We start from the raw sequence: 12918 nt of genomic DNA on the forward strand, positions 1-12918 counted from the left end.
TTACACCGCAGACTCACTCGATGGTCGGACGTCAGGGCTCCTCGTCAGCTGCCTCTGGAGCGTCCGCCGGGTCGACGACCTCGCCCGTCTCGGGATAGACGCCGACCTGGTCGCAGACGTCGGCCATCGGGCACGCCTCGGGATCCTCGAGGCACGCCGGCGTGCGCGCCGTGCAGAACTCCCGGCCGAACTGGATGCTGGCGGTGTGGCCGAAGCCGCACTTCTCTGCTGGAACGTCCCGCTCGAGTACCTCGCGAACGCCCTCGTGGTCGGCGTCGGCGGGGGCGATGCCGAGCCGGCGGTAGATGCGGTGAACGTGCGTGTCGACGGGGAAGACGCCGTTTCGACCGCCGGCGAACAGGAGCACGCAGTCGGCCGTCTTGGGTCCGACGCCCGAGACTGAGAGCAGCGTCTGCCGAACCTCGGCGGGGTCGCTCTCGCGAACGAACGCGTCGAAGGCGGCCGCCGAGCCCCAGCGCTCGAGGACCCAGTCGGCGGCGGTCTGGATGACCTCGGACTTTTGATTGTACAGCCCGGCCGGCTGGATGGTCTCCGCGAGTCTCGCGCGTTCGGCGTCGGCGAGCGCGGCTGCGAGGTCGGTTTCCGTCTCTGGACCACCGTATCGCTCGAGCAGGGCGTCGTGGGCGGGCTGACTCGCCACGTCGCTCGTGTTCTGGCTCAGGATCGTCCGGACGAGACACTCGAAGGCGTCCTGTCCACCGTAGGTCTTCTGCCAGTAGCGTTCACCCAGGCGATCGACGACGAGTTCGGCCCGCGTGTCCGCGGTCGCGGGGTCGAAGGTAGCCGCCGTGCCGCCGCCGTCGGCGCCACCGCTGATGTTCACCGCGGGTTCGGGGTCGGCCTCGTCTGGCATGCTCGAGGGTAGCCGCTACGGTCACAAAACGGCGCCGGAATCACGGCTGGCAGGCGCCGGCTCGATGAGTGCCTCGAGTACGTCGTCGGAGCACCATTTGCTAGTTCGTCGACGGCTGCCCTCGAGTTTCGGAAACGATTTCGGAAAGAACGTTTTCCGCGTTATACGCTCCAAGACCCCCGATATGAGTACTTCACCAGTTATCGGAAATTTCGGAAACGGCCCCCCGATAGTTATCCCGGCCGTGCTCGACCGATCGGATAGCCATGACGATAATCACACACGATTCGACGCTCGAGTCCGGACTCACGCTGCTTCGAACGCCGTCACGACGGTCGGCCGCGGTTCACCGACTCGTCTGTGAGTATCTGGCCGACGTCCATGCGTCTCCCGGGCGGTCGGACCGGCCGGCCGAGAAACCGGCGACCGCGGGCAGTTCCCGCGGTCGAGCCTACTGGATCGACGCCGGCAACGTCGCCTCGACACACGCCCTCTACGAGTGTGCACCGGGGTCCGGTAGAGCGCTCGAGCGACTGCGGATCGCCCGGGCGTTCACCGCCTACCAGCACCACTCGCTGGTCCGGGCGGTCGTGCGACGAGCCGACGCCGACACCCCGCTCGTGATCGCGCCGAACGTCGCCTCGCTCTACCGGGACGGCGACCTCCGCGAGTGGGAACGGACGGATCTGCTCGCGTCGACGCTCGCCGTCCTGGGTGAACTCGGTCGCGGCCTCGAGTGTCCCGTCGTGATCACTGCGGGCCCGAACGTCCCCGGGACGACCGTCGAGCGCCTCGAAGCCGCGGCGGACTCGACCATCGAGTGTACGCGCACCCGCGAGGGGCTGCGGTTCGAGGGGGAGGGGTTCGAGACGATGGGCTACTGGCACGGTCCCGTCTGGCAGACGACGATCCCCTACTGGGTCAACCTCTTCGGAGCCGTCGATCCAGAGCGGCCGTGGGAGCCCAGGACGGAGACGGAGACGGGGACCGACCACCCGTCGATCGACCCGCTCGAGGGGGTGCTCGCCTGATGGGGCGAACCAACCCCACCTATCGCGACGCGCTCCGGCGGCTGGAGGACGACTGGAAACCGATGCGACGCGCGTTGCGCCGGGAGCGCCAGGCCGACTTCGATCGCCTCTTCGAGCGGGCGCGGAACGTGGCCGACGCGGCGGGGTACGCGAACGCGGCGGACCCCGAGCGGGCGCTGGTGCTGTCGCTGCTGGTGGCCCACGAGACGGCGATCCGACGGCTCGAAGCGCGGGTGGCGACGCTCGAGTCGGCACTGGATTCGCTCGAGGCCGAGGTTGACAGCGACATCGACATCGGCCCCGACGCCGATACGGACGCCGGTTCGAGAGCCGACGCCGACCCGGACGCCGAATCGAGAGCCAGCACCGGAGGAGGCGACCAGCCGTGACCTTCACCCTCGAGTTCGAAGACGGCCTCGTCAGGGAGTGGACGCTCGAGGGCGAGGAGGGAGACGGCGATTCGGACGACGACCTCCCTGGCGCGACCTTCGAGGAACGCACCGACTACGTCCCCGCGCTGTTCGTCGACGGCCCGCTCGAAGCGCTCGAGGCCCTCCGAGACGCCCTCGCCTCGGATCCCAAAGTGTGCGAGACGGCGTTCGAGAACCGCTACCCGAGTCTGCACGCCCACCACGCCGACGACCCCTCGAGAATGCTCCGCGTCGGCCTCGAGCGCGTCGACGAGGTTCGGACGCTGGCCGCGGAAATTCGAGGCGTCTACGGTCGCGAGCACCACGCCCCCGGGACCCTCCGCCTGTTCGACGTCGATCTCACGCCCGGCTTTCGGTATTGCCTCGACGAGGAGATCGACCCCGCGCCGAGTCGACCCCTCCGGACCCTCGAGATTACCGTCGACGACCGGGCGCTCGCGTCGGGCGACCTCTCGAGCCTCGAGATCGACGGCGAGTCGGTGACCGGCGATCCGGCGGACGTCCTCTGGTCGCTCGGTCGGCGACTCGAGCGCCGCGACCCCGACGTGCTCGTGGTGAGCCACGGCGACCTCGTGCCGGCCGTCGAGCGGGCGGCGGCCGCCGCGGGCCTCGAGGGCGTCCACCTCGGGCGACTCCCCGGCTGGACGAAGCTGGCGGGCGAGAGCACGTACGCGAGTTACGGACAGGTCGGCCACTCCCCGGCGCGCTACCGGGTTCCGGGCCGAGCGATCGTCGACCGATCGAACAGCTTCCTGTGGCACCAGTCCGGGCTCGCCGGCCTCGAGTACCTGGTCCAGCGGTCTCGAAAACCCCTTCAGGAGGCGTCCTGGGCCAGTATCGGGTCCGTGCTGACGGCGATCCAGATCCGTGAGGCGCGGGCGTGGGGCGTTCCCGCCCCGCTCAACAAGTGGGATCCCGAGGTGTTCAAGGACGTCTCGACGCTGCACGCGGCCGACCGCGGCGGGTTCACGTTCGCCCCCGAGGTTGGCCTCCACGAGGACGTCCACGAACTCGACTTCGCCTCGCTGTACCCGCGGATCATCTGCCGACACAACGTGAGTCCGGAGACCGTCGGCTGCCAGGGAGGGTGCCGGGACATCCGTCCGACCCTCGGAACTGGCCGCGAGGACGGGTCGGTCCCCGAACTCGAGTACGACGTCTGCGCGACTGACGGTTTCCTCCCGGCGGTGTTGCGTCCCCTGCTCGACCGCCGGGCGGCCTGCAAGCGCCGACTCCGCGACGACCCGGGCGAGGACGAGGCTGCTCGGCTGCGGGCCGAGTCCGGCGCGATCAAGTGGGTGCTCGTCTCCTGTTTCGGCTACCAGGGCTACCGCAACGCGAAGTTCGGGCGCATCGAGTGCCACGAGGCGATCAACGCCCACGCCCGCGAGATTGCCCTCCGGGCCAAGGAACGCCTCGAGGACGCCGGCTGGCGAATCGTCCACGGCATCGTCGACAGCCTCTGGGTGACGCCGCGAGTCGACGAGCCCGATCCGCTCGAGGGTGTGATCGCCGAGATCAGTCGCGACGCCGGTATCGACATCGAGCACGACGGACGCTACGAGTGGGTGTGTTTCGTGCCGTTGCGGGAGTCGAGCGGCGGCGAGGGCGAGCGCAGGAGCGAAAGCGGAATCGCGACCACCGCCGTCAGTGCTGGCGCCGGCGCCGGTGCACTCACGAAATACGTCGGCAAACGGACGACCGGCGAGTTCAAAGTCCGCGGCCTCGAGTGTCGTCAGCGCCACACGCCGGCGTTCGTGGCCGACTGCCAGCGCGAGTTTCTCGAGGTGCTCGACGAGACCCGCGACCCGGCCGCCGTCTGTGACCACCTCGCCCGTCGGCTGGGTGACCTCCGTCGCGGCGCGGTCGACCGCGACGACCTGGTGATCACGAAACGCGTCTCGAGACCGCTCGAGGCGTACAGCCAGGAGACGCACGTCGTGGGTGCGTTGCGCCGGTACGAACGGCACGACGTCCCCCGGCGGCCGGGACAGGCCGTCGAGTACGTCGTCGTCGACGACGGTGCGACGCGGACCGAGGAGCGCGTACGTCTTGCGTTCGAGAATGCGGATGCAGGCCGTGAGCATACGGTATCGGACTCCGACGGGAAACAACGAGACAGATACGACGTCGACTACTACGCGACCCTGCTGCTCCGCGCGGCCGAGAGCGTCACCGCCGCCCTGGGATGGGATCGGTCGCGAATCCGGCGCGCCCTCGAAGACGATCGGACGGTTTCGCTGTCGGTATTTACCCGATAAGCGACGAGTAGACTGTCTCGACCGCTACATTTACCCGAGCAGATCACCTTTTCGACGCTAGCGATGGCGAGCAGGGAGCAGGCATCCGGCGACCGGTGCGCTCACCTGGATCGACGGGAGACCGTCGTCGAACCGGAAGCGATGACCGGGGAGCGCGATAGGGTGGTGACGGTCACGTCGTTGTCGGCGGTCGCATCACTGCCAGCGGTGGCCAGTGGCGAACGTCGGCCGCGACGCCTCCTGACGAACCCGACCGACACCGCGATCACGGACGCCGAAACCGAGCCACCAAGCGTTCATAGTGACGCGACGCGGAACGAACACGTGTGGACGGTCGCGGTGAGCGATACCGAGATCGAGACGACGCTCGAGACGGGATCGACGGTCCAGTTCACGCTCCCGACCGCCGCCCACGCCGAACGGAAACGGGACCACGAGAACGACGATAGACACGAGGACACTACTCATGCACTCTGACCCGATCGATATACTGCTCGTCGAGGACAACCCCGGCGACGTCCGACTCACCAAGGAAGCGTTCAAGGAGGGACGGATCGACAACACCATTCACGTCGCCCGAAACGGCGTCGACGCGCTGTCGTTCCTCTACCGGCGAGACGGCTACGAGGACGCCCCCCGTCCCGACCTGATCCTGCTCGATCTGAATCTACCCCGGAAGAACGGCGAGGAGGTGCTCGAGGAACTCAAGGATGACCCCACGCTCAGGCGCATTCCCACGGTCGTTTTGACGAGTTCCGAGGCCGAAGAGGACGTGGTCAGGTCCTACGAGAAGTACGCGAACGCCTACCTCACGAAACCGATCAACCCGGACGAGTTCATCGAGGTCGTCCGGTCGTTCGAAAGCTTCTGGCTGTCGGTCGTCAACCTGCCGCCAGCGGAGGACCAATGAGCGGGGACGACTCCCTCGAAATTTTGCTCATCGAGGACAATCCAGGCGACGCCCGTCTCATCGAGGAGATGCTCTCGGGCGTCGAGGAGTTGAACCGGCGACTCGGATCGGACTCCTCAGACGGCGAGTCGCCGGTCGTTCACCACGAGACGCGACTCGAGGACGGCCTCGCGTATCTCGACTCCCCCGACGTCGGAGCCACGTCGTCGACCGACGGGAACGACCCCGACGCTACGCTGCCGACTGGCCCCGGTCCCGCGTCCGCGTCCGCATCCGCGCCTCCGTCTACATCCGACTCCGGGTCCGAGTCCGCATCTGCATCCACGTCCGCATCGACCCCCTCGATCAACGTCGTCCTCCTCGACCTGAACCTCCCCGACAGCGCCGGGCTCGAGACGCTAACGGCCGTTCTCGAGAGCGACGCGACGGCCCCGGTCATCGTCCTGACCGGACTGCAAGACAGCGACGCGGGAATCGAGGCCATCTCGCGGGGTGCCCAGGAGTACCTCGTAAAAGACGAGGTGACCAGCCCAATGCTCGTCCGGACAATCGCTCACGCCATCAAGCGCCACGAGCAGCTCATCGAACGCGAGCGCCGACGCGAGGAACTCGAGGCGCTCAACCGACTCAACCGGATCGGCCAGGAAATCACCCGCGACGCGATCACGACCAGCAGCCGCGAGGCGCTCGAGCAGGCGGTCTGCGATCGGCTCGCCGCCGACGACGCCTACCGGTTCGTCTGGATCGGCGACGTCAGCCCCGGGAGCTCCCAGATCGTTCCCAGGGCAGCGGCCGGCGTCGAAGACGGGTACCTGGACGAGATTACGATCACCGACGACGACGGCGAACACGGCAGCGGACCGACCGCCCTCGCGATCGAGACGGAGGAGATTCAGGTCGTTCGAGACATCGAGCACGACTCGTCCTACGAACCCTGGCGGGAGTCGGCACGAGAGCGCTCGTTTCGATCGTCGGCAGCGATCCCGATCCTCCACGACAACGTCCGGTACGGTATCCTGAACGTGTACTCGTCTCGACCACACGCGTTTACCGAGTACGAGCAGACGCTCCTGGGTCGGCTCGGCGACGTCATCGGGCACGCGATTGCGGCGCTCGAGCGAAAGGACGCGCTCCTCTCGGACGCCGTCCTCGAACTCGAGTTCCGGGTCGAGGGTGCGATCGAACCACTCGTCGAGGCGACGGCCAGGGAGTCGGCCGAGGTCACGATCGAGCAGTTCATCCGATCCGGCGATCGCATTCTGGCGTACGGCTCCGCCGAGGGCATCGACCACGAGGAGCTGGGCTCGGCGATCGACCGCACGGACGACCTCGAGGAGTTTCGCGTCCTCACCCCCGGACGAAACGAGTACGACTTCGAACTCACGAAGACGGGCGACATCGAGCTATTCGAGACGGTCGCCTCCCGCGGCGGTCGCGTCAAGTCCGCCCGGATCGACGACGGGACGTTTCGGCTGGTCATCGAACTCTCCCAGCAGAGCGAGACGGCGCGGGTCATCGAGACCGTCGAATCGATCTGCCCGGGGGCGACCTACGCCGCCCAGCGGACGACCGATCGCTCGAGTCCGTCGATTCCCAGCCCGGGCTTGCTCGAGACGAAGCTGACCGACCGACAGTACGAGGCCCTCGAGACGGCCTACATGTCGGGCTTTTTCGAGTGGCCGCGAACGAGCACGGGCGAGGAAGTCGCCGAGCGCCTCGACATCTCGCCGGCGACGTTCACCCAGCACCTACGAGCGGCCGAGCAGAAGTTCTTCGATTCGGTGTTTTCGGCGTCCGAGTCCGACGAGGGCGGCGAGTAGGCGACGCGTCGGACGGGCGACTCGAGACGTGCTCGGGACGCGCTCGAGATACGCTCGAAACCCACTCGAGACGCAATCGTGCCCGTCCCGAGCCCGCAATCGAACCGCTTACCCCCGACCGCTGGCTACGCGCTCGTATGAGCCGGTCCAGGTCGGACGGGAGGCAGAGCGACGGGAGAGAGACGATCGTCGACGTCCACGCCGACGACCTCGAGAAATCCTACGGGGAAACTGTCGCGCTCTCGGGCGTCTCGCTGACCGTCGATCCGGGTGAAGTCGTCGGCCTCATCGGGCCCAACGGGGCCGGAAAGACGACGTTCGTCCGGGCGCTGACCGGCACGACCGTCCCAGATTCGGGGTCCGTGGCGATCCTCGGCACTGAGCCGTCGGCCGTCGACCGGAACCGGCTGTCCGTCCTGCCACAGGACTTCTCGCCGCCGGATCGACTCACCGCGCGCGAATTGCTCGCGTACTACGCCGGCCTGTACGACGACGCGCGCGACCCCGAAACCGTCCTCGAGGACGTCGGGCTCGAGACCGCCGGTGACACGTGGTACGAGAACCTCTCCGGCGGCCAGCAACGGCGGGTCTGCGTCGGCGCGACGCTGGTCAACGATCCCGACCTGCTCTTCCTCGACGAGCCGACGACCGGCATCGACCCTGCGGGTCGACGAACCGTGTGGCGCCTGCTCGAGGCCCTCGCGGCCGGCGGGACGACTATCGTCCTTACGACCCACGACATGGCCGAGGCCGAACGCCTCGCCGACCGGGTCGGCCTGCTCGCGAACGGGTCGCTCCTGGCGCAGGGAGCGCCCGCCGAACTCGTCGCCGAGCACGGCGGCTCGAGTCGTTTGCGGATCGAACTCGAGTCGGCCGGCGACAGTGCCGACGGCGGCGACGAGCCCAGCCGGCGGAACGCCGACACCAGGGCCGATCCTCACCCCGCCGACACCGGAGCCGATAGCGACGTCCCCGCAGCGACCGACGCCCTCGAGTCGCTCCCCTACCCCGTCGACTCGAGCCCGGCTGAACTCGTCGTCCGAGACCTCCCGCCAACCGACATCGGCGACGTGGTCGAAGCCCTCGAGGCCGCGGGCGTGAGCTACACCGGCCTCGAGTGGAGCGAGCCGAGCCTCGAGGACGTCTACCTGGCGCTGGCGGGCGACCTCGAGAGTGCCGGCGGCTCCCTCGAGGATACCGACGAGCGTACTCCCGAGGTCCTCGATCGGGGAGGTGACCCGCGATGAGCCGCCTCGGCCGCCTTCAGGCCCAGATCGACGCCGACTGGCGGTCGTTCACCCGTCGACGGACCGCCGTCTTCTTCACGTTCTTCTTCCCCGTCATCCTGATCGTCATCTTCGGCGCCCTCGTGCGCACCGATCCGACCGGTGGCGGCCTCTTCGCCGAGCCGGCGGCCTACTACGTCCCCGGCTACCTCGCCGTCGTCGTCCTCTTCACGCCGTTCTCGCGGCTCGGGAGCGAGGTCGCCCGCCACCGCGAGGGGAACCGCTTCGAGAAACTGGCGACGACCCCGCTCTCCCGCGCCGAGTGGCTGGGCTCCCAGACCGTCGTCAACGCGATCATCATCAGCCTGGCGAGCCTGCTGATCCTCGCGCTCGTCGTTCTCCTCACGGGCACCGAGATCGTCTACTCGCCGCTGGTCGTCCCGTACGTGTTCGTCGGCGTCGTCTGCTTCTGTGGCATCGGGGCGATGCTGGGGAGTTACACCGACTCCCAGGACGGCGCCGTCGCCGCGAGCAACGCCCTCGGGCTTCCCCTGCTCTTTCTCTCCGAGACGTTCGTCCCGCTCGAGCAACTGCCCGGCTGGTTCGAGCCGGTCGTGGCCCTCTCGCCGCTGACGTACTTCGCTCGCGGCGTCCGCGCGGTCACGTATCCGGGGGCGGCATCTGGCACCGCGGGCGTCGCCGGGGTCGATCCGGCGCTCGGGAACCTCGCGGTCCTCGCGGTCCTCGCCGTCCTGACGTTCGCGCTGGGGGCTCGGTCCATTCCGCGGACGGACTGAGGGGAGGTGAAAGCTACTCGACCACATCGGCCATCCGCTCGCTGAAGTCCCAGCCGTAGACGACGTCGGGGTCGACGGTGATCGTCACCTCGTTACGATCTTTTTCGAGCAACGAGCGCGCGAGTCTCGAGTCTGTCCCGTCGAGGTATCGCTCGAGCAGTTCGCGCAGGACCGCTTTCTCGGGATCCGGATCGACCGTCGCCGTCCCCGACCCGCGGACGCCGGCGTACGGGGGATCGTTGGTCGAAACCTCGAACGCGACGCTCGAATCGTGCTCGAGGTACCGAACGACGTCGGCGTCCGCGCCGGTCGCACACCGAAAAACGCCGTCGCGGTACTGGAACCACAGCGAGAGCATCCAGAGACGGCCTGCAGGCGTGTGACAGGCGAGGCGAATCGGAACCGTCGCCTCGTCGAGATAGTCGTCGATTTCCGCCCTCGAGAACGAGTCGCGAATCTTCATGGAGTCCCTATCGACGAGTCGAGGTAAAAAGCCGCCACCCAGTGTGGGTCTGTGCCGTGGAAAGGGCGACGCTTCCGAGCGACTCGAGTCACTCCCCCTTCCCTCCGAGTCAGTCTTCACCGTCCTCTTCGACCGGCGGCCAGTACCATGCGTCGGCCCTGACGACACCGAGGAGGTGCCGACGCCGCGTCTCGGATTCCTCGAGAACCCGCTCGAAGTCGTCGTCCGATACCGTGTCGATGCCGGCCTCGCGCAAGCGGTCGAGATCGGGCGGCGGCGGCGCCTCCGTAGTCGGTTCGATGAACGCCGAGTCGAGCGTCTCGAGGTAGTCGTCCGTGCTCGAGCGGGCGTGGGTGAGGACCGTCTCGTTCGGACGGTTCTCCGCCTCGACGGCGTACCGGAGGAGCGTGAGCGACTCGTCGAGAATCGGCACCGCCATCGCGGAGGCCCGGTCACCCTGCTCGCTGTGGTAGTAGTGCAAGATCGGGTAGGACTTGTGCTGTTCGGCTAGCTGGCTCAACTGCGTCGCGAGCGACTCGAGGGGGCGCTCGAGGCCCTCGAAGGAGTCGCCGTCCCACCCCGTCCTGACGAACGCTTCGCTGCTGTTCCCCAGTCCCGTGACGTCGCTGGCGAACGATCGCTTCGACGAGACGGCGCCCAGCACCGTGATCACGTAGGAGACGCCGAGGGTCACGAGCGCCATCCCCGTCGCCGTCGTGAACGAACTCGCGATTTCCCAGGTGCTCGAGGTCGGCGTGTAGTCGCCGTTGCCGCTGGTGAACATCGTGTACGCGACGTAGTAGAGCCGCCCCGCCCAGTCGGCCGGAGCGCTCGTCTGGGTGCTCCGGAGCGCGACGTCGCCGCCGGCGAAGAGGAACGTCCAGCCGAGCCAGAGGAGCCCGATCCACATGGCGAGCGTGAGGGTGAGGATCAGCGGGCCGGCCGTGCTGAGCGCTCGCGGTCGGCTCCGACCCACGACACGAAGTATCCGCCAGGTGCCCGTCGTCAGATGCCTGGAGAGCGGCCCGGCGCCGCCGTCGACCCAGAGCGTCGTCCAGATGATGTCGACGATTACGGCGATCAAGAGGACGGCGCCAAGTCCGAGGTACAGCCACTGCATACCTCGTTTCACGGGGCCGATATCCGTCAAAGGATCGCGTGACAATGCCCGCTGTCGGCCCGCTGTCGGATCCGCTAGCCTCGAGCCTGATCGACGGTCGACGACCGACGACGTGCTCGAGGTGCCGACTCTCAGCGACCAGCCGACGACCAGCCGACGATCAGCCGACGATCAGCCGACGATCAGCCAGCTAAACTCGTATGTGTAGACGTGATCGAGCAGCAGGTACGTGACGACGCCGAGGACGAGGCTCAGGAGCCACGAGCCGGCGGCAAATCGCCCGACTCGAGCGTGGGCCGTCCTTCGCAGTTCCGTGGGGGTGTGCGTCAGCCCGAGCAATAGCGCGTAGAGCACCAGTGGGACGGCGACGATCGACAGCAGGATGTGGATCGCGAGCATGAGCAGGTAGGCGGTCCGCACGAGGTCGGGCCCGACGAAGGATTTGGTCCCGCCACCACCCACCCGAATCAGGTAGACCACGAGAAACAGGAGGATGAGCGCGAACGCGGTCAACATCGCTAAGCGGTGTTTCTCGACCTCGCCGTTACGAATCCAGTACCAGCCAGCGGCGAGGAAGACGGTCGTCGTCGCGTTGATGAGCGCGATGACGCTCGAGAAGACGTTGACCTGTGCGTTCGTCAGGTCGGGGTAGATGGGCAGATCGAGCAAGAACGTTCCCAGGACGAGTCCGTAGCCGACGACCGTCAGGAGGATCGTCGCCCGGAGCGGGTTGTTCCTGATCCGCCGTTTCGCGGTCGCGGTTGCGATGGCCATTGTCGGAGGTTTGAACGCGTTTCGTATCTGTCTTGCCCTTTTCCCGCTAGCCGTCTGGTTCTCTCGATTCTCGACGCCCGACGGCCCCGCTCTGGCAGTCGGTTTCGCACTATACTATATGTTTTATAGTAATACGTTCATCGTCGGACCTGCCTCTCGAGGTGACTCGAGCCCGGTACCAAAATCTCCGCAGCGTCCACTCGCGTCGGCGTGCGGGTTCGCGGTCGCAATTGCGCGGAGCGCCACCTTTTTGCTCGCGTACCGCCCAGGGTCGAGCACATGGTCGCACAGACGATGGATCGAGTTCCGCGTGTTTTCTAGTTACAGCCGTCTAGCCGTCGCACAGGGTGATCGCCGATGCTGACGAGCACCGCCGCCGTCGCGCGAGCGGGCCTCGACGGCATCGCCGTCAAACCCGCCGAGTGTGACGTCCTGGACGCCCGAGACGTCCCCGTCGACACGGTCGCCGTCGACTACGAGGGACGAGACCACCTGCCGAGCGCCGAGACCCTCGAGGCACTCGCCCGGACGGCCGACGTCCGGGTCACGGCGCCGGTCCGCGCCGACGGGTTCGACCCCCTGGGGGACGACTCCCTGCTCTCGGCGCTGCCCGAGACCGTCGGCCGCGTCTTCGTCGCCGGCCACCCGGCCTACCTGACCGACGCCGAACGCGAGCGGGCGGTCGCCCCGCGCCTCGGGGCCGCCCTGAAGACCGCACCGGACGCCTGGGTCGGCACCGAGAGCGTCGAGCGCGTCGCAATGGCGACCGGCGCGGCCCAGTACGACCTGCTCTCGCGGAGGACCGAGCGCGAGCTCCGGGCTATCCGCGCAGCGGGCTTTCCGGGCGAGATCGCCGTCTACGCGCCGACGGTCCTCACCGACGATGAGGACGCCGTCCTGGACGCCGTGGGCGCCTACGTCTCGAGGCGCCGGCCCGTCTCGCGAGCGCTGCCCGAAGGTGCGCCCGTCGATTCGACCGCGAAGGGCCGAGCGCGGGAAGTACTGCTGGCCGCTGCGAAGGACTTCGCCCTCGTGGGAACCGAGCGCGAGGTCGCCCAGCGGACGGACGCGCTCCGAGAGGCGGGCGCGACCACGGTCGTCGGCTACCCGGCCCAGGGGCTCGAGTCGTTGCTCGAGTGATTCTCGGCCCAGATCCACCCTCGACGGTCCGACACGAGCCGACGTTTCAGCGAGAAACCACCTACACGTAA

13 protein-coding genes are annotated in these 12918 nt (G+C 67.8%); 9 read left to right on the top strand and 4 right to left on the bottom strand.

Annotated elements, in window-relative coordinates:
• Positions 1–31 precede the first annotated feature (31 nt).
• Positions 32–874, bottom strand: coding sequence for an endonuclease III domain-containing protein (locus tag J1N60_RS17250; RefSeq protein WP_312909185.1), 843 nt, complete (start codon positions 872–874; stop codon positions 32–34).
• Between the two features lie 266 nt (positions 875–1140).
• On the opposite strand from J1N60_RS17250, the gene J1N60_RS17255 reads away from it, so the two are divergent.
• From J1N60_RS17255 to J1N60_RS17290, 8 genes are all read left to right on the top strand, one after another.
• A complete protein-coding gene (locus tag J1N60_RS17255; RefSeq protein ID WP_312909186.1) occupies positions 1141–1905 on the top strand; it encodes a hypothetical protein in 765 nt (254 codons plus the stop codon).
• Complete coding sequence (locus J1N60_RS17260; protein ID WP_312909187.1) at positions 1905–2294, top strand: DUF8156 family protein; 390 nt, start codon at positions 1905–1907, stop codon at positions 2292–2294. The genes J1N60_RS17255 and J1N60_RS17260 overlap by 1 nt, the downstream gene beginning before the upstream one ends.
• The gene (locus J1N60_RS17265) at positions 2291–4597 is read left to right on the top strand and encodes a DNA polymerase domain-containing protein (RefSeq protein WP_312909188.1); all 2307 of its coding nucleotides are present in this window, start codon (positions 2291–2293) and stop codon (positions 4595–4597) included. Before J1N60_RS17260 ends, J1N60_RS17265 begins: the two co-directional genes overlap by 4 nt.
• 63 nt (positions 4598–4660) lie before the next feature.
• The gene (locus J1N60_RS17270; protein ID WP_312909189.1) at positions 4661–5074 is read left to right on the top strand and encodes a hypothetical protein; all 414 of its coding nucleotides are present in this window, start codon (positions 4661–4663) and stop codon (positions 5072–5074) included.
• On the top strand, positions 5064–5507 hold the full coding sequence (locus tag J1N60_RS17275) for a response regulator (RefSeq protein WP_312909190.1): 444 nt from the start codon (positions 5064–5066) through the stop codon (positions 5505–5507). The genes J1N60_RS17270 and J1N60_RS17275 overlap by 11 nt, the downstream gene beginning before the upstream one ends.
• Positions 5504–7327 (top strand): bacterio-opsin activator domain-containing protein, encoded by a 1824-nt coding sequence (locus J1N60_RS17280; protein WP_312909191.1) that lies wholly within the window; start codon positions 5504–5506, stop codon positions 7325–7327. Before J1N60_RS17275 ends, J1N60_RS17280 begins: the two co-directional genes overlap by 4 nt.
• Before the next feature lie 137 nt (positions 7328–7464).
• Entirely contained in the window at positions 7465–8574 is a 1110-nt protein-coding gene (locus J1N60_RS17285; protein ID WP_312909192.1) for an ABC transporter ATP-binding protein, read from the top strand.
• Positions 8571–9350 (top strand): ABC transporter permease, encoded by a 780-nt coding sequence (locus J1N60_RS17290; protein ID WP_312909193.1) that lies wholly within the window; start codon positions 8571–8573, stop codon positions 9348–9350. Before J1N60_RS17285 ends, J1N60_RS17290 begins: the two co-directional genes overlap by 4 nt.
• 13 nt (positions 9351–9363) lie before the next feature.
• Here J1N60_RS17290 and J1N60_RS17295 read toward each other — a convergent pair whose 3' ends face one another.
• The 3 genes from J1N60_RS17295 to J1N60_RS17305 all read right to left on the bottom strand — a co-directional run bounded on the left by J1N60_RS17295 (position 9364) and on the right by J1N60_RS17305 (position 11701).
• Positions 9364–9813: a pyridoxamine 5'-phosphate oxidase family protein gene (locus J1N60_RS17295; protein WP_312909194.1), complete on the bottom strand. Its 450-nt coding sequence runs from the start codon at positions 9811–9813 to the stop codon at positions 9364–9366.
• A gap of 109 nt (positions 9814–9922) precedes the next feature.
• On the bottom strand, positions 9923–10933 hold the full coding sequence (locus J1N60_RS17300) for an ion channel (protein ID WP_312909195.1): 1011 nt from the start codon (positions 10931–10933) through the stop codon (positions 9923–9925).
• 171 nt (positions 10934–11104) lie between these two features.
• Positions 11105–11701 (bottom strand): DUF420 domain-containing protein, encoded by a 597-nt coding sequence (locus J1N60_RS17305; RefSeq protein WP_312912615.1) that lies wholly within the window; start codon positions 11699–11701, stop codon positions 11105–11107.
• A 363-nt stretch (positions 11702–12064) separates the two neighbouring features.
• Here J1N60_RS17305 and J1N60_RS17310 point away from each other — a divergent pair, with 363 nt between their 5' ends.
• Complete coding sequence (locus J1N60_RS17310) at positions 12065–12847, top strand: DUF7388 family protein (RefSeq protein ID WP_312909196.1); 783 nt, start codon at positions 12065–12067, stop codon at positions 12845–12847.
• The last annotated feature ends 71 nt before the right edge of the window (positions 12848–12918 follow it).

The sequence above is a fragment of the Natronosalvus caseinilyticus genome (assembly GCF_017357105.1).
GTDB lineage: Archaea > Halobacteriota > Halobacteria > Halobacteriales > Natrialbaceae > Natronosalvus > Natronosalvus caseinilyticus.